Raw genomic sequence first — 17390 nt, 5'->3', positions numbered from 1 at the left:
GCCAGGAGAGACCGTTGCAAGCTGAGCGCACGCGCATAGTCGACGCCGAAGCCATCGCCACCATCGTCACGAAGGTGGGGCTGGGGCAACTCTACGATCTGACGATCGACCGTTTGGAAACCGTTCTCGCCACCGGCCGCGACGCACCGGTGGAGATGAAGCAGCGGGACGGATTCCTCATCGAGACACCGCATTTGGGCCTGCTGGAGTGGATGCCCGCGCTCCGGCACGGCGCCACGGTGTCGATGAAGATGGTCGGCTACAACCCGCACAATCCGGCCAAGAACCAGCTGCCCACCATTTTGTCCACCCTGTGCGCCTTCGATGCGGACAGCGGCCACCTGCGGACGGTCATCGACGGGACCTTCGCCACCGCCATCCGTACGGGCGCAGCGTCCGCGCTGGCCAGCCGGGTGCTGGCGCGTCCGGACTCCGCGGTCCTCGGTCTCGTGGGCTGCGGCGCGCAGGCCGTGACGCAACTGCACGCCCTGTCCCGGGTCTTCTCCTTCTCCGAGATCCTGGTGTGCGACGAGGACGTGCGGGCGGAGAACTCCTTCGCGGCCAGGTCCCGGCTGCCTGCCGGGGCCGTACGCATCGCGCCGCTGGCTGAGGTGGAGGAGCGGGCCGACGTGCTGTGCACCGCCACCTCGGTCGCGCCGTACGCGGGACCGGTCATCCAGGGAACGAACCTCAAGCCCTGGGTGCACATCAACGCCATCGGCTCCGACATGCCGGGGAAGACCGAGCTGCCGCTGGAGCTGCTGCGCAAGGCGGTCGTCTGCCCCGACCACGTGGCGCAGGCGCGAGCCGAGGGCGACTGCCAGCAGCTCACTCCCGAGGAGATCGGGCCCTCGCTCACCGAGATCCTCCGGGACCCGGAGGCCCACCGGAAGCTGTCCCCGGTCACCACCGTGTACGACTCGACGGGCCTGGCGCTCCAGGACCTCGTCATGGTCGAGGTGTTCGAGGAGCTCGCACGGGACCTCGGCGTCGGTCACCACATCGCCATCGAGGCGACTGCCGACGACCCGCAGGACCCCTACTCGTTCCTGCCTGGGTCGGTCACCCGGTCCTGGGAGGGGCAGCAGGGGGCGCGGCGATGACCGCGGCGTCCCCTCCCCCCGGGCACGCCGGGCCGGTGGTGGACACCGGCGTGGCCACGGTCCTGGAGCTGATCGACCGCGAGGTGGCCGCGCACCCGGGGGCGCCCGCGGTGCGCGAGCCGGGCCGGGAGGTGACGTACGCGGAACTCGACCGTCTCGCGGACACCGTCGCGGGCCGGCTCGGGCGGGAGTTCGGCATCGCTCGCGGTGACACGGTGCTCATCGCCGCGCGGGCGGGAGCCGACTTCACCGCGGCGGTCCTGGGCACGCTGCGAGCGGGGGCCGCCTATCTGCCGGTGGACACGACGTACCCGCCCGAGCGCATCGAGCAGATTCTGCGGGCGAGCAGCGCGGCCCTGCTGGTCCTGGCCGATCCGGGGGCGCTGGACACCGGTGCCCCGGGGATGCGTACGACCGGTCTGGCGGGTCTGGTGGCACCGGATCCGGCGGGCGGCGCGGCGCCGGAGGCGGTCCGCAGGGCGCTGGCGCCGGAGGATCCCGCGTACGTCATCTTCTCCTCCGGATCCACCGGCAACCCCAAGGGCATCGTCCAGACCCACCGCTGCCTGGCCAACTTCATCTCCTGGCAGGTGGACGGCTCCGGGCTCGGGCGCGGACGGCGGGTCCTCCAGGTGGCACCGCTGACCTTCGACGTGTCGGTCCAGGAGATGTTCTACACGCTCGCCTCGGGCGGGTGCCTGCACGTGCCGGAGCCCCATGTGCGGCGCGATCCACGGGATCTGATCGACTTCGTCATCGACGAACGCATCGAAGTCGTGGACTTCCCGCAGTCGCTCATCGACGTGGTCATGACGCTCCCGACGAACCTCGAGCACGCCGCGGACCTGCGCCACATCATCAGCGCGGGCGAGACGGTCAAGGTCACGGAGGCTCTGGAGGGACTGCTGACGCGCCGGCCGGAGATCACCCTGCACAACCACTACGGGCCGGCCGAGAACCACATGGTGGCCAGCCACTCGATGAGCGGCGCGGCCGGCAATCTCGAACCGAGGCCGCCGGTCGGGTCACTGGTGTGGAACACCTACGTCTACGTGCTGGACGAGCACGGCGTGCCGGTGCCCGACGGGGAGGTCGGGGAGGTGTACATCGGTGGTGTGGGGGTGGCCCTGGGGTACACCGATCCCGAGCTGAGCCGCACCGCGTTCGTGCCCGATCCGTTCCGTCCGGGCAAGCGGCTGTACCGCACCCGGGACCGGGGGGTGTGGCGGGCCGACCAGACGCTCCAGTTGCTGGGCCGGATGGACGACCTGATCAAGATCCGGGGCAATGCCGTGGAACCCCGGGAGGTGGAGGCGCGCCTCGCGGACTTCGCCGGGGTCGAGGACGCCGCGGCGTTCGCGGTGGTGCGGGCCGGCGGGGCGGTGGAGCTGCACGCTGCTCTCACCGGTGATCCGCCGCCGGCCCCGGAACTGCGCCGGGCGCTGCTCGCGGTCCTGCCCGACTACATGGTGCCGGTGCGCTGGTGGCTGGTGGACGGCCTGCCCGTCTCACCCAACGGCAAGCTCGACCGCAAGGCGCTGCCCGGCCAGGGGGCGCAGCCCCTGTCCCTGGTGCCTCACCAGGCGAACGCCTCGCGGTAGCCGCGCTTCTCGATGCAGTACGTCCGGAACGCCTTGGCCTTCTCGACCAGTGCGTCGTCCCCGGTTCGCACGGCGGCTTCGACGAACCAGTCGAACGCCGCCGTCGCATCGGCCTGGCGCGTGAAGGGCAGCGCGGCGAACTTCCGGAAGGAGGCGCGCAGGTTGGTGGCGTTCATATCGGCCGCGGAGGACAGCAGCTCCGCCACGTCGGCCTCCGAGACCGGAGGTCGAGAAATGATGCGGACGGGCAGTTCCGACGGGATGGTGTTCTTGATTTCGATGGGCGTTTCGGCATCCGAGAAATCAAGGCAGAGGGACAGCCTGGCGAGCGGTGAGACGCTCCGGGCAGAATGCGGAACCGTGGTGTGGATTTTCCATACCTCGCCACGGCGGAGGTGATAGACGATGTCGTTCTCGGAATGCAGGGAGTCCTCGTCCGTGCGCAGGGGTATCTGAAGCCGAGTACCCGGTTCGGAGAATTCCAGGAAATCGACATGCGGCGCGAGAATTCCGTCACTCAGGCCGAAGATGCGTACCCACTGCAGCCTCTCGAGAGGGAAGTTGTCGGTGACGAGCGACATGATTCCGGGAAGCTTCCTTCCCAGGTCAGTCAGGGTGAGCTGCCCCTCGTAGGGCCGGAACGCCGTGTCTTTGCCGCTCCCCCCGGAGTTCGCGAGGACATGCGCGGACCAGTATCCGAAGGAAAATGCGTCGTACTCACCTCCAGCATCGTTCGAGTCGATGACCGAAAGGTCTTCGGCAAGGTCGTAGGAATCGATCGGAAGCGTTGCGAGCCTTTGCGATTTGAGCATGCGAGATCCCGTCGGTTGGTGAGCGCACGATGGCGCCGGAGGCCGGTGATCGGCAATCATAACGACCGACGGAAGAGAGGGCAATGGCCGACTGTGGGCATCGGATTCATGATTGACAAGGCCCATTTCCCTTGCGCAGGATCTTAAGGTGCCGTCAAGTTCTTCAGAACCATCGAAGGTATTGGGTGAGCGTACAAAATGCTGAGTGACAATGCCCTGAGTGAATCCTGGCTCGCCCGGCTGGCGGGCGGCAGCGGAGTTCCGTTCCTGGATGTCGTGTCCCCGGACGCAGACGCGCCGGAATACGTCCTGGAACCCGCAGTCACCGAGCGGCTGGACACCCTGACGGGCGGCGACGCGACCGGCCTCCTGCTGCTGACCGTCGCGGCCACCCGGTTCGCGCTGGCCGCGCTCGAGGGGGAACCCCGGCATGTGATCCTCGTGCCCGTGCCCACCCGGTCGCCCGGGGCGGGTACGGGGACCGGCACGGACGCGGCGCCACACGAGCTCGCGCTCTGCGCTCCACTCGACCGCGAGGCACCGGCCTCGGCCTTCCTGATGGCGCTGCACGCCGAACTCGAATCCGCCCTGCCCCTCGCCTGGCCCGACCGGGAGGCCATCGCCTCCCGTCTGCAGCTCGCCGGTGCGTCCGTGGGCCGTGCTCTCGGCCGGCTCGGCGTCGTGTGCGAGGAGGCGGGCGGCACACTGCTGGAGCCGGTCGGCCTGTGCCTGACCCTGCGCCGGGCAGACGGCCGGCTGACCCTGACCGCCGAGGCGGACGGCGAGCTGCCGGTGGCCGCGGCAGCCCTTCTTCGTTGCACGGCGGCCGCCCTCGCGGAACTCGGCCGCTCACCTCGGCGGCCGGTCGCGGACCTGGACGTCCTCGGTCCCGCACAGCGCGCCGAACTGGAGCGGTGGTCGGGCCTGCCCGTCGCGGCGGACTTCGCCGACGCGACCCTCACCGGCATCGTCGACCACGCCGCGGACCGCTTCCCGGATCGCGAGGCCGTGTCCGACGACACCGTGGTGTGGAGCCACCGGGAGCTGGCGCTGCGCTCGTCGCGCGCCGCGCGGTCGCTCACGCTCGACCACGGTGTGAAGCCGGGCGACCGGGTCGCACTGCTGCTGCCCAAGAGCCCCGAACTCGTGCTGGCGGTGCTGGCAGTACTGCGGGCGGGCGCCTCGATGGTTCCCCTCGACCCCTCGCACCCGCCGGAGCGGGTCGCCCGTCAGCTGCGCCTGAGCGGAGCCGTCTGCGTCATCTCCGCAGAGGACGAACTGCCCGGAGAAGTGGCCATCCCGGTGGTGTCCCCGCAGGCCCTGGCCACCGCCGACGGCCCCGGGGCGGCGGCCGGACCGGGTCCCGACGACGAGGCCATCCTCTTCTTCACCTCCGGATCGACCGGCCTCCCCCGCCCGGTGGCGCTCACCCACCGTCAGCTCGCCCACAAGACCCTCACCTCGGGGCGGCTCCTCGGTTTCGACGAGGAGAGCCGGTGCGCCCTGCTGTCGGCGGTGACCTCCGACGCCCTGACGTACCAGATCTTCACCACGCTCACCGCGGGCGGCTGCGTGGTGGTCATGGGCTCACCCCAGACGCTCTCGCCCCCGGAGTTCTGGGCGTCGGCGCGACGCCTGCGCGTGAACGTCCTCAACTGTGTTCCCTCCCTGCTCGCCGTGATGGCCGAAGGGCTGCCCGCAGGAGCCGCCGAAGAAGTCCGCATCTGTCTGCTGGGCGGCGACGAGATCCCGGCAGGGCTCCTGCCCCGGCTGGCGGACCGACTGCGCGTGGGCACCTTCGGCAACCTGTACGGGCCCACCGAGGCCACCATCGAGGCGACCACCTTCACCTGCCCCGGATCGGCCTTCCCCGAGCTGACCACCGTCCCGGTCGGCAGGCCCTCCGAGGGCTTCGGCGTGCTGGTGCTCACGCCACACGGGGACCACGCACCGCCCGGCATCCCCGGCGAGATCCACGTGCTCGGCCCCGGCGTGGCCCGTGGCTACGCCGATGACGAACCGACCGGCCCGGGGCGGTTCTGCGAGCTCCCCGCGCACCCCGGCGTCCGGGTGTTCCGCACCGGCGACTTCGGCCGCTGGAACCACCGGGGCGAGCTGGTCTTCCTGGGCCGCCGGGACAACCAGATCCAGATCCACGGCAACCGGGTCGAGCTCGGCGAGGTGGAGGCGTCCCTCAGCTCCGTCGCGGGCATCGTCGCCGCCACGGTCCTTCCCTTCACCGCCCCCTCGGGACCGCCGAGCGTCGTGGCCGTCTACACCTCGGACCGGGACCTCGAACCGGCCGACGTACGACGCCGGCTGGAGGTGCGCCTGCCCGGCTACATGGTCCCGGGCCGCATCCTGCGAGTCGACGAGCTGCCCGTCACCCTGCACGGCAAGATCGACCGCGTGGCCATCCTGGCCCATGTGGCGAGCCTGGACGGCCAGGTCTGGCAGCCCGACGACGAAGCCGACCGCACCGCCACCCGGATCTGGGCCGACGTGCTCGGCGCCGCGCCGCGCACCGGGGACGAGGACCTCTTCGCGGCGGGCGGCCACAGCCTCACCGCCACCGACCTCGCGGGCCGGCTCAGCGCGGCTGCCGGCGGCGGCGTGATCACCGTCCGCGATGTGTTCACCGCCCGCACTCCCGAAGGGTTCGGCGCGCTGCTGCGCCGCGCCGCGGCCGACGGGTGCGCGGACCCCGCCGTCCGGACACCGTGGCCCGAGACCCCGGACCCCGTCCCCGCGAGCAACGCCCAGCGCCGGATGTGGTTCCTCGAGCAGTACGAGGGCGGGGAAGTGCGCCCGTACAACATGGTGGAGGCCTTCCGGCTGCCCGGCGCCCACGAGGCTGCCGACGTGGCGGACGCGCTGGAGCGGACGGTGCGCAGGCACCAGGCCCTGCGCACCGTGTTCCGCGCCGACCCCGACGGCCTGCACCAGATCGTGCTGGCTCCCGAGCGGGCCCGGCCCGGACTGCGCGTCCACCGGGCGGGCGCCGAGGGCGCCGCCGGTCTGCTGCGGCGCATCGCGGATGCGGAGCAGCGCCACGTGTTCGACCCGGCCGAAGGTCCCCTGCTGCGTGCCCACTGGCTCGTCGAGGACGGGCGCCCCGGCGGCACGCTCCTGCTGTCGATTCATCACAGCGTCTGCGACGGCTGGTCGTTCGCGGTGATCCTGCGCGACCTCCAGCGGTTCCTGGGCGGCAGGGAACAGGTACCGGAGCCCACGCAGTACGGCGCGTACGCGCTCGGCCGGTACGACCGCCCGGACCAAGCGCAGAGCGGCGCGTTCTGGCGGCGCACCCTGGACGGCGCGCCCAGCGTCGACCTGCCGCTCGACCGCCACCGGCCGACGGAGCGCAGTTCGGCGGCGGGCACGGTCCGCCTCACGCTCGGCGAAGACACGACCCGGTCCGTGCAGGACCTGTGCCGACAGCTCGGCACCACCTCGTTCACGGCGATGGTGGCCGCCGTCCGCGTCCTTCTGCTGCGCTGGAGCGGGGCCGGGGACATCGTGCTCGGCACGGTCGTCTCGGGCCGCGACCGTCCCGAACTGGCGGACTCGGTGGGGCTGTTCGTCAACACCGTGGCGCTGCGCACCCCGGTCGGGCCGGAGCTCGGTTTCACCGATGTGGTGGCGGCGGTGGCGGCGCACGCGCGGGAGGTCCGCACCCATGAGGAGTACCCCTTCGAGAACCTCGTGGAGGCAATGGGGCGCGAGCGGATCACGGGACGCAATCCGCTCTTCGACGTGCTGGTCGAGGCCGCCGTCTCCGGTACGGACCCGCTGGGCACCGAGGAGGGCCCGGCGGCCGAACACATCCGCCTGGACAGCGGCGCGGAGGGGTTCGACCTCGCCTTCAGCTTCGGCGAACCCGGCCCGGCCCGTCCGATCGAGGTGGCGATCACCTACCGCGAGGACGTACTGGACGCGGCGACGGCGCACCGGCTCGCCGGCCAGCTGGACCACCTCCTGACCGCTCTGGCGGACGCCCCCGAGGCCCCGGTCGGCGCAGCCCCCCTGCTGCCCGGTGCACAGCACACCGCGCTCATCGCGGCCGGTACCGGGGAGAGCGCCTCTGCCGCGCGCACCGCGGACACCCTCCTCGACCTCGTACGCGCGCAGGTGCAGCGCGCGCCCGAGGACCGGGCCGTCGTCTGCGGCGACCGTGTCCTGACCTACCGCGCTCTGGACCGCCGGGCCGATGCCCTGGCCGCCCGGATCGCCGCGGTGGCGCCGACCGGGCCCGACCGTGTGGTCGCGGTGCTGTGCGAGCGCTCCGAGTGGATGCCGGTCGCGTTGCTCGCCGTCCTCAAGACCGGTTCGGCGTTCCTTCCCCTCGATCCGCAGCAGTCGCCGGCCCGGATCGCGCGGGTGCTCCGCGACAGCGGCGCGGTCGCCGCCGTCACCTCGGCGGACTTCACGCAGACCACGGTCGCCGAGGGCCTGCCCACGGTGACCGTCGGCGACGCGTCCGAGGACGCCGGGGTCCTGGACGAGCCACGGCCGCTCCGCGCCGCCGGCCCCGCCGACCTCGCATATGTCGTGTACACCTCCGGCTCCACCGGAACACCCAAGGGCGTCATGGTGGAGCACAGCGGCATAGTCAACTCCGTCCGGTTCCGCATCGATTACTACGGCCTCGACTCCGGCGGGGCGGTCCTCCAGGTCGATCCGATCCATGCCGACGCCGGCATCGCCGACGTGTTCAGCGCGCTCGGTTCGGGCGCGCCCATGGTGATCGTCACCCGGGAGCAGCTGCTCACTCCGGAGGATGTGGCCGCGGTCATGCGGCAGCACCCGATCCGCCATGTGCTGCTCGTGCCGAGTCTCTACCAGATGCTGCTCGACGAGGTCGGCCCGGCGTTCCGCGAGGTGCGCGAGGTCGTGCTCGGCGGGGAGCGCGTCACCCGGGCGCTCGCCGCCCGGCATGCCGAACTCCTGCCCGGCGTCCGGCTGTTCAACGAGTACGGGCCGGCCGAGGACAGTGTGGTGACCACGGTGGAGCCGGTGGACGGGGCAGAGGCCCCCGGCACGCCGGGCACGCGGTCCGGGACGGCTTCCGGCGACGCCTCGATCGGCCGCCCGCTGCCCGGCAAGTGGGTGGATCTGCTCGACGAGCGGGGCGGGCTGGTGCCGCTGGGAGCTCCGGGCGAACTGTGCATCGGCGGAGCAGGCCTGGCCCGCGGCTACCTTGGCGACGCGGAGCTGACCTCCGCCCGCTTCGTGACCAGCCGGGTACGCCCGGGAGAGCGCATGTACCGCACCGGCGACCTGGCCCGCCGACTGCCCGACGGGCGCCTGGAGTACCTGGGCCGGGCCGACGACCAGCTCAAGATCCGGGGCAACCGGGTCGAGCCGAACGAGGTGGCCGCGGTCCTCGCCGAGGCACCCGGCCTGCGCAACGCCGCCGTGCTCCCGACGAACGGCGCCGAACCACGGCTGGTCGCCTACGTGGTCGGTGACGCGGACCCGGCGGCGCTCCGCCGGCACCTCGCGGGGCGGCTGCCCGCCTACATGATGCCCGCCGCCTTCGTGCGCCTGCCGGCCCTCCCGGTGGCCGCGGGCGGCAAACTCGACCGCCGGGCGCTTCCCGCGCCCGACGAGGCCCTGGCCGCCGCGGAATCCTCCGCTGCCGCCCGGCCGTTCACCCCGGCCGAGCAGCGCGTCGCCGACGTGTGGACGCAGATTCTGGAGCGTCCCGTCACGGACCCGGACGGGAACCTGTTCGAGATGGGCGGCCACAGTCTGGCCGCCGCGCGCATCGCGCACGCCCTGCACGTCAAGGTGCACACCGTCTTCACCTTCCCGAGCGTCGCCGCGCTCACCACGGCACTGGAAGGTCAGTCGGCGCAGGCCGCCGCGGAGCGAGGCCCGGTCGCGGAGGCGTCCTCGGAGAGCGGGTTCCTGCCGCTGTCCCGGGCACAGCACCGTGTCTGGCTGACCTCACGGTGGGCGGGCTCGGACACCTTCATCATCTCCGACCTCGTACGGCTGGGCCGCCGGATCGATGCCGGCGCGCTCCGCAGCGCCCTTGGTGCCGTCGTCGAGCGCCAGGACATGCTGCGCGCGCAGGTCCTGCCCCGGGGTACGGATGCGGAGCTGACCGTGCTGGACCAACTGCCGGACGGCGCCCCGCTGGTCGTCGTGGATCTGCCCGGCGCGGACCCCTCGGGGCCGGAGGTCGCGGCCGCGCTGCACGACGCCCGACGGGTCAGCTTCGCCCTCGACAAGGCGCCGCTGTTCGAAGTGCGGCTGCTCGCGGGACCCGTCGGCGGTGACCTGCTCACCGTCACCGCCCACCACCTGATCTACGACGGGGCGAGCGTCGACGTGCTGCTGGACGACCTGTTCACCGCGTACGAGCAGGCCGTCGCGGGCCAACCGCCCCGACTGCCCCGACTCCCCTACACCTACCAGGAGTGGATCCGCGAGGAGCAGGAGTGGCTGGCCGGGCCCGAGGCGGAGCGCGAGGTGGAGTTCTGGCGGGAGCGGCTCCGAGGCGTCGCGGACGGGCCCGATCCCGTGGACCCGGCCCGCCGGCGCAGCCGCCGGGGCCGGACCGCACTGGTTCACCGGTCCCTTCCCGCAGCCGTGCTCGGCGGCGCCCCCGCGACCCCGTTCGCACAGGTGGTCACCGCTTTCGCCCTCACCATGCACCAGCGCACCCGGGCCACCGACCTCGTCGTCGGTTTCGCCGCGGGACTCCGCCACCGGCCCGAGGCCGACGCGCTGATCGGCTACCTGGTCAACGCGGTGCCCCTCCGGGTCACGCTGGACGACGCGGTGACCGGGAGCGCGTTGCTGTCCCGGGTCCAGACCGGGATCTTCGAGGCCTACGAGCACTCCCGGCTGCCGTTCGACGTGCTCGCGCAGCGGCTGGCGCTGCGCGCGGCACCGGGCCGCAGCCTGCTGCTCGACTTGGGCGTGAGCTGGGAGAACGCGGGCCTGCGCCCGGAGAGTTACGTGGTCGAGGACCTGCTGGTGAACGATCTGCCCGCCACCAGTGACCTGTGGCTGTACGCACGCGTCAAGGGCGACGCACTGCACCTCGACCTCACCTACGACGACAACCTGCTCGACGAGGCGGAGGCCGACGGCTACGTCGATCATGTCGCCGCGGTGCTGCGCACCTTGGCCGCGGGCCAGTCCGCACCGCCCACCGGCCCCCCGTCACCGACCCTGCCCCCGACCCCGGAGCCGTCCGCACCCGGCTCTGTTTGGAGCGACACACACTATGACTTCTGACACCGCCCTCAGCCGTACGGGATGGGGCGACGTGACTGAACCCGACCTGACGCAGCGGCTGTGCGAGCTGTTCGCCTCGGCACTTGAACTGGACGAAGTCACCCCGGACACCGACTTCTTCGTCGCCGGCGGACACAGCCTGTCCGCGCTGGAGCTCTCCGTGGCCGTGGAGGAGGCCGTCGGCGTGCGGGTCCGCGTGCGGGACATCTTCGACGCCGCCTCGCCCGAGCTGCTCGCAGCCCGGCTGGCCGGCCTCACCCCCGGAGCCGTGGAACCCGCCGGGCCGGCCGCCTCGCGGCAACGGCCCGCTGCTGCGCTGCCCGGAGCCGAGGTCGCCGAAGCCACGCGCTGGCTGTGGCTCGAACGGCAGCGCGGGAACGACGGCTGCGATGCCTACACGGTGCCCTGTCTGCTGGACGGCGAGGGTGCCGTGGACGTCGACAGGCTGGCGGCTGCGCTGGACGGCCTGGCGCGACGCCACCCGGCGCTGCGGACCGTCTTCGTCGAGGCCCAGGGCGAACCGCGGGCGGTGGTCACCGACGACGTGCCGCCGTTGGAGGTCATCGACCTGCGCGGGCACGACCAGGGCGACACCCGGTTCGACGCCTTGGTGGAGGAGCGCCTGGCAGTGCCGTTCGACCCGTCGACCGGCCCGCTCATACGGACGACCCTGTTCCTGCGCCCCGACGCCCGGTGGTCGCTCCTGCTGCTCGCGGACCACCTCGTGTGTGACGGACGCAGCCTGGAGATCCTCGCCACTCAACTCGTGGCGGCCTACGCGGACCCGGCTGCCGTCGCGCCGCCCGAGGACCGGCCCGCTCACCGCCCGTCCGATCAGGAGGCCGCGCTGGACCACTGGCGTCGCGTGCTCCTCCCCCCTCCGGCGCCGCTCCCCCTCCCGGTGCGCGGTCCGCGGACGCAGCGTGCCGCCGGCAGCGCCACGGGCATCGCCGTGCGGGAGATCGGTCCGGACGTGCTGCGACAACTGACGGACCTGGGCAGGCGCCACCACGCGGGCCCGTTCGTTCCGCTGGCCGCCGCCGTCGCCCGTACCCTGGTCGGGATCACGGGCAGCACGGACATCTGTATGGGCACCCCCGTGGACCGGCGGGCCCGACTCGGTGCGAACGACGCGGTCGGCTTCCACGTCGCGACCGTCCCGCTGCGGCTGCAGGTCCGGGACGAGGCTTCGGCGGACGACCTCGTCGATCAGGTCGCGCAGCGCACGGTGGACGCGGTGGACCACAGCGGGGTGGCCTTCGACACGCTCGTGGCGGCGCTCGCTCCACCGCGGTCCCCCGGACGGATGCCGTTCTTCGACGTGTGGGTGGCCCTGTATCCCCGCATCGACACCGGCCCGTGTCTGCCGGGCGGGATCGCCCTGCGCGGCGGGCCGATACCCCAGCGCGTCGGCATGTTCGAGCTGTCCTTCCAGTTCGTGGAACACGCGGACGGCATGCGGCTGTGGCTCCAGTACGACACCGAGCGCTACGCCGCGGACACCGCCGAGCGGATGGCCCGGCGGCTCGTCGACGAAGTGACGCGCCTCCTGCGGGACCCCGCGGAGCCCGGACCCGAAGCGGCGCTGACGCACCGTGCCTTCAGCGGCTTCCGGTTCGACGCCTGAACCGACCTGTTGCCCCTGCACATGAGGAGACGAACCATGACGACGTCCATCAGGCCCCGGACCGGGACAGAGCTGCGGCTGACCGCGGCCGAGGCCCGGCAGGTGTCCGAACTGACACTGCGCCTGGCCGAGCAGTACCTCGCGGCCGACGACGAACGGCTGCTCCAGGACCTGCCGTTGCTCACCGCCGAACTGCCCGTCCGGGTCCGGCGCTTCCTGCGTGCCTTCTCGCTCGACCAGGCACGCGGTTTCTGCTCGGTCAACGGCCATCTCGTGGACGACGAGCGCATCGGGCCCACGCCCGAGCACTGGAAGGACGAGACCCGGATCCACCGCGAACTGCCCGAGGAGATCCTCGTCCTCCTCTACGGTTCGCTGCTCGGCGAACCGTTCGGCTGGGCCAGCCAGCAGGACGGGCACCTGGTCAACGACGTGTTCCCGATCCGCCAGTACGAGCGCGAGCTGCTCGGCACGGGCAGCAAGACACCGCTGACCCTGCACACCGAGGACGCCTTCCACCCCTACCGCGCCGACTACATCATCCTGTCGGCGCTGCGCAACCCGGACGCCGTGCCGGTGACGGTCGCGGAGGCGGACTTCTCGGTACTGCCGCAGGACGTCCTCGACGTCCTGTTCCAGAGCCGGTTCCGCATCGTTCCCGACAAGTCGCACCTGCCGGAGAACAACACGGTGCGCACCGACGAGGACCGGCTGGTCTTCGAGAACATTGCGCGCCTCATCGACGGGCTCGGCCCGGTGCCCATGCTGACCGGCTCCCGGTCCCACCCTCTGCTGTGCTTCGACGCGACGCACATGTCGGCGCCCGAGGAGGACACCGAGGCCGTACGGGCCTTCACGGCGGCGGCGGAGCTGCTCGACGCCGGCCTGACCGACTGCCCGCTCGAGGCCGGCAGCTGCGTCTTCATGAACAACCACCGGGTGGTGCACAGCCGTAGTGCCTTCGAGGCGCGCTACGACGGCACGGACCGCTGGCTCAAGCGGGTCAACGTCACCCACGACCTGCGCAAGTCCCGTGCCATGCGCCGGTCCGTCGGCTCCCGCCTGATCGGCTAGCCGACGGCCCGCACGCCGATACGACAAACACTGTGCCCGGGGCAGGGATGCCCCGGGCACAGTGTTCGTCGTTGCGGCGCGGCTACGCCTCGTGGTCCGGCTTGGCCTTCCGGATCAGTTGGGAGACCTCGCGGACCGTGGGGGTGTCGAAGAAGTCACCCAGGTCGATGCTCACGCCCAGCTGCTGTTCGATGGCGTCGATCACGGAGATCGCGAGCAGGCTGTGCCCGCCCTCGTCGAAGAAGTCCCCGTCGGGACCGATCGGGCCGGAGGCGAGGACCTCCTCGAAGATGGCCCCGACCTTCGCCTCCAGCTCGTCGCCTCCCGACCCCGTCAGCGACGGGGAGGACGCCGGTGCCGGGGCGGCGCCGGTCTCGGCGAGACGCACCAGGGCACCCCGGTCGATCTTGCCGCTCACCATCCGGGGCAGCTCGTCGATCAGCGTGATGGAGGTCGGCACCATCGCGGGCGGCAGTGCGGCATTGGCCCGCGCCCTGATCTCCTCCACGGTGGTGTCCACGGCTTCCAGCCAGGCCGCCAGCGCCGGAGCGCCGTCGGGGCCGCTCACCACGGCGACCGCCGTCTGGCGAACTCCCGGCAGCAGTCCCAGCACGCTCTCCACTTCACCGGGCTCCACCCGGTGGCCGCGTATCTTCACCTGGTCGTCGGCCCGCCCGGTGAACTCCAGCATTCCGTCCGGACGCCACCAGACGAGGTCACCCGTGCGGTAGCTCCGTCCACCGGGCGCCTCGGCGTCGGCCACGAAGGCCGCCGCCGTCAGCTCCGGCCGGTTGCGGTATCCGTCCGCAAGGCCGTGTCCCGCCAGCCTGAGCTCTCCGACGAACCCGATCGGCAGGGCCCGGCCGTCGCCGCCGGTCACGGTGGCGACGGTGTTGGCGATGGGCCACCCGATCGGGAGGCCGGGGCCGGCGGCCGTGCCGTGGTCGAACGCGGTCGCGCCGACCGAGCTCTCCGTCGGGCCGTACTCGTTGATCAGCCTGACTCCGGGCAGCAGTTCGTGGTGGCGGCGCACCAGATCGGGCGTCGTGGCCTCGCCGGCGACCGTGACGGCGCGCAGTGAGGCCGCGGCACGCGGGAGTTCGCCCAGCAGGACCCGGTAGAGGCTCGGGACGGTCGTGAGGTGGGTGATGCGGTGCTGCTGCGCCAGGTCGGCCAGCTGGCGCGGCAGCAGCTGGTGCGTGTCCGCGAGGACGAGGAGCCCGCCGGAGGCCAGCACCGGGAACAGGTCGGCGACCGAGCTGTCGAAGGCCAGAGACGGCAGTTGCAGCAGCCTGGTGTCGACGTCCAGCCCGTGGTTGCGGCGCTTCCAGTGCACATAGCTCGCGATGGCACGGTGCCGGATCTCCACGCCCTTGGGCCTGCCGGTCGACCCCGAGGTGTACACCACGTACGCGAGGTCGTCCGGGAGCGGCCCGGGCCGGCCGGTCCCGGGCTCGGCGGCGGGGCCGCCGACCGCGGCCTGGATGTCGATCACCGGGGTGGTGAGGCCGACGGGCAGGCCGGTGAGCAGGTCGGGCGCGGCGAGGACGGCTGCGCACTCGGCGTCGTCGAGGATCTCGGCCAGCCGCGCGGCCGGTGACCTGGGGTCGAGCGGCACGTAGGCCGCGCCCGCGAGCAGCGTGCCGGTGATCGCCGGCACGGCGTGGACCGTCTTGCCGGTGAGCACCGCCACCCGGTGTCCCCGTCCGATGCCCGCTGCGTGCAGACGGGCCGCCACGGCCTGCGCGGCCTGCCAGAACTCGCGGTACGTCAGGGACTCGGCGCCGGCGACGACCGCCGTACGGTCCGGGTTCGCGCGGACCGCCTCCTCGATCGGCGCCGTCAGCGTCGTGGTGACGCCCTGCGGTTCGAAGCCGCGTCGGCCGAGCGCAGCGGCCGCCGCCGCATCGTCCGCCGCGGCCGACGCCAGCGCGGCGGCGGGGCCGTGCGGATCGACGAATCCGGCCAGGACACGGGACACCGACCGCAGCAGGACTTCCAGGAACCAGGCCTCGGCGCGATCCGGTCCGGCCTCGGCCACGAGTTCGCGTACGCCTTCCGCACCGGACTCGGTCAGTCTCAGCTCGATGACGTCCTGCCGGGACGCACGGGCGGCGAGGCCGGCACCGACCCGGGCCGAGCGGACCAGCACCGCGCCGGCGAGCACCGCCTCGTCGGTCACCACCGGCGCCGACCGCAGTGCCGAGTCGGCGGCCCGGACCAGATCGCCGACGGTGGACCGGGCCGCGAGCCCGATCCCGGACAGCACCGGCCCGGCCGGACCGGACACGGCCACCACCGGCTCGTCGGTGTGCTCCGCCGCGCCGACCACCACTGCCGTCGCCGCGGTGAGGGCCACCAGTTCTTCCAGGGGGCGCCCGCCGGAGACCTTGGCCAGGCCGTCGACGGCGGCCGCGGTCAGCGCAAGCCTGGCGTGGGCGCGCGCCGACTGCGCGGCGCCCGTGCGTCGGGGGCGGATCGTGGTGGCGGGCACAACAGTGTCGGATGTCATGGGCACATTCCCTTGCTCGGGGACGAATGAAGACAACTGCCCGTTGGCCAAGCGGCGTTCTCCACGGCGCATGAGCCGCCATGGGGTTCGAACACCGCATCGGGCACGTGCGGGCACACCCGTCACTGAGGTGGGACGCGAACGGACCGCGCACCGCACGGCCGTGGCCGAGCCGGTACGCGGGTCACCGCTGACACCACAGGGGGTGCCCATGCACTTGTCGGGTCGCAGTACCGGGCGGCCCGCAACTCGGGCGCCCGGTACTGCGACCAGGCCGTCGCCTCGCGTCAGCCGCGCTTCGCGATCATGTTGGCCATGCCTTCCTTGCCCTGCGTCTTCAGCGCCTTGAGGCGGTCCTGGCGCAGGCGGGCATCGCTCCGCGAGGCGATCCACTGGTTCTCGCGGAGCAGCTTGTGGTAGCTGTCCAGGCGGCGCTGCTGGAGCATGCCGTCATCGATGGCCTCGCGTACCGCACAGCCGGGTTCCGCGACGTGATCGCAGTCCCGGAACCGGCAGTCCTCGGCGAGCTGCTCGATCTCCGAGAACGTCTGCTGCAGGCCGTCGGAGGCGTCGTACATGCCCACGCCGCGAATACCGGGAGTGTCGATCAGCACCCCGCCGCCCGGCAGGGGCATCAGCTCCCGGGTCGTCGTGGTGTGGCGGCCCTTGCCGTCGCTCCTGGTCTGCTGGGTCTCCATCACGGAGCGGCCCAGCAGCACGTTGGCGATGGTGGACTTGCCCGCGCCCGACTGGCCGACCAGGACGGTCGTCCCCGTCAGAACGGCCGCGAGGATGTCCATGCCGTCGTCGGTGGTGGCGCTGACGACCAGGACGTCCACCCCGGGCGAGGCCTGCTCGACCGTCTCACGGACGCTGTCCGCGTCCTGCGCGAGGTCGGACTTGGTGAGGATCATCACCGGCTGCGCTCCGCTCTCCCACGCGAGGGCGAGGAACCGCTCGATCCGGCCGAGGTCCGGCTCCGAGTCCAGGGCCACGACGACGCCGATGGTGTCGATGTTGGCGGCGAGCACCTGGCCCTCGGAGCGCTGGGAGGCGCTGGAGCGGACCATCGCCGTGCTGCGCGGCAGCAGCGCCTGGACGTACGTGCCGGCTGCGCCGACCTGGATCGCCGCCCAGTCGCCCGTGCAGGGCATTTTCGTCGGGTCGGGGCCCGCGACCGGACCGGTGTCGGCGTGGACGACGGTCACCTCGGAGTCGCCGTCGGCGATCACGACGTCGCAACGGCCCCGGTCGACCCGAATGACCCGGCCCGGCACCCACGAGGCGTCGGCAGCGGAGGCGAATTGGTCGTCGAGCTCGGGGGACCATCCATAGGCCTCGAGCGGCCGCGGGTAGATCGAATCGGCCGATGTCGATGAGTGACGCAACGCGATGAGCCCTTCGGGA

General features: G+C 72.3%; 8 protein-coding genes. 5 read left to right on the top strand and 3 right to left on the bottom strand.

Translation table 11 applies throughout. From position 1 onward, the window contains the following. Positions 1-14: 14 nt before the first annotated feature. A complete protein-coding gene (locus OHT74_RS32485) occupies positions 15-1103 on the top strand; it encodes an ornithine cyclodeaminase family protein (protein WP_267000929.1) in 1089 nt (362 codons plus the stop codon). Continuing rightward, entirely contained in the window at positions 1100-2704 is a 1605-nt protein-coding gene (locus OHT74_RS32480; RefSeq protein WP_328622131.1) for an amino acid adenylation domain-containing protein, read from the top strand. Before OHT74_RS32485 ends, OHT74_RS32480 begins: the two co-directional genes overlap by 4 nt. Here the strand turns inward: OHT74_RS32480 and OHT74_RS32475 are convergent. Continuing rightward, positions 2680-3516: a putative nonproteinogenic amino acid hydroxylase gene (locus OHT74_RS32475; RefSeq protein WP_266669379.1), complete on the bottom strand. Its 837-nt coding sequence runs from the start codon at positions 3514-3516 to the stop codon at positions 2680-2682. The two genes, OHT74_RS32480 and OHT74_RS32475, sit on opposite strands and share 25 nt — an antisense overlap. A gap of 198 nt (positions 3517-3714) precedes the next feature. On the opposite strand from OHT74_RS32475, the gene OHT74_RS32470 reads away from it, so the two are divergent. From OHT74_RS32470 to gntD, 3 genes are read left to right on the top strand one after another with little or no spacing between them, the layout of a single operon-like run. After that, entirely contained in the window at positions 3715-10770 is a 7056-nt protein-coding gene (locus tag OHT74_RS32470) for a non-ribosomal peptide synthetase (protein WP_328622130.1), read from the top strand. A gap of 31 nt (positions 10771-10801) precedes the next feature. After that, the gene (locus OHT74_RS32465) at positions 10802-12397 is read left to right on the top strand and encodes a condensation domain-containing protein (protein ID WP_328622129.1); all 1596 of its coding nucleotides are present in this window, start codon (positions 10802-10804) and stop codon (positions 12395-12397) included. A 36-nt stretch (positions 12398-12433) separates the two neighbouring features. Then, the gene (gntD, locus tag OHT74_RS32460) at positions 12434-13471 is read left to right on the top strand and encodes a guanitoxin biosynthesis L-enduracididine beta-hydroxylase GntD (protein ID WP_328622128.1); all 1038 of its coding nucleotides are present in this window, start codon (positions 12434-12436) and stop codon (positions 13469-13471) included. An 82-nt stretch (positions 13472-13553) separates the two neighbouring features. Here gntD and OHT74_RS32455 read toward each other — a convergent pair whose 3' ends face one another. Then, a complete protein-coding gene (locus OHT74_RS32455; protein ID WP_328622127.1) occupies positions 13554-15983 on the bottom strand; it encodes a non-ribosomal peptide synthetase in 2430 nt (809 codons plus the stop codon). A gap of 287 nt (positions 15984-16270) precedes the next feature. Next, positions 16271-17371, bottom strand: a complete 1101-nt coding sequence (gene rsgA / locus OHT74_RS32450) for a ribosome small subunit-dependent GTPase A (protein WP_328622126.1) — start codon at positions 17369-17371, stop codon at positions 16271-16273. Positions 17372-17390: the final 19 nt, after the last annotated feature.

It is taken from the genome of Streptomyces sp. NBC_00354 (genome assembly GCF_036106915.1).
Lineage (GTDB): Bacteria > Actinomycetota > Actinomycetes > Streptomycetales > Streptomycetaceae > Streptomyces.
This window is presented reverse-complemented; position numbering and strand designations above follow the sequence as displayed.

Bases quoted from the DNA above. Each gene is read 5' to 3' on its own strand.
- OHT74_RS32480 (WP_328622131.1), top strand. From the start codon at position 1,100: ATGACCGCGGCGTCCCCTCCCCCCGGGCACGCCGGGCCGGTGGTGGAC.
- OHT74_RS32475 (WP_266669379.1), bottom strand. From the start codon at position 3,516: ATGCTCAAATCGCAAAGGCTCGCAACGCTTCCGATCGATTCCTACGAC.
- OHT74_RS32470 (WP_328622130.1), top strand. From the start codon at position 3,715: ATGCTGAGTGACAATGCCCTGAGTGAATCCTGGCTCGCCCGGCTGGCG.
- gntD (WP_328622128.1), top strand. From the start codon at position 12,434: ATGACGACGTCCATCAGGCCCCGGACCGGGACAGAGCTGCGGCTGACC.
- OHT74_RS32455 (WP_328622127.1), bottom strand. From the start codon at position 15,983: ATGACATCCGACACTGTTGTGCCCGCCACCACGATCCGCCCCCGACGC.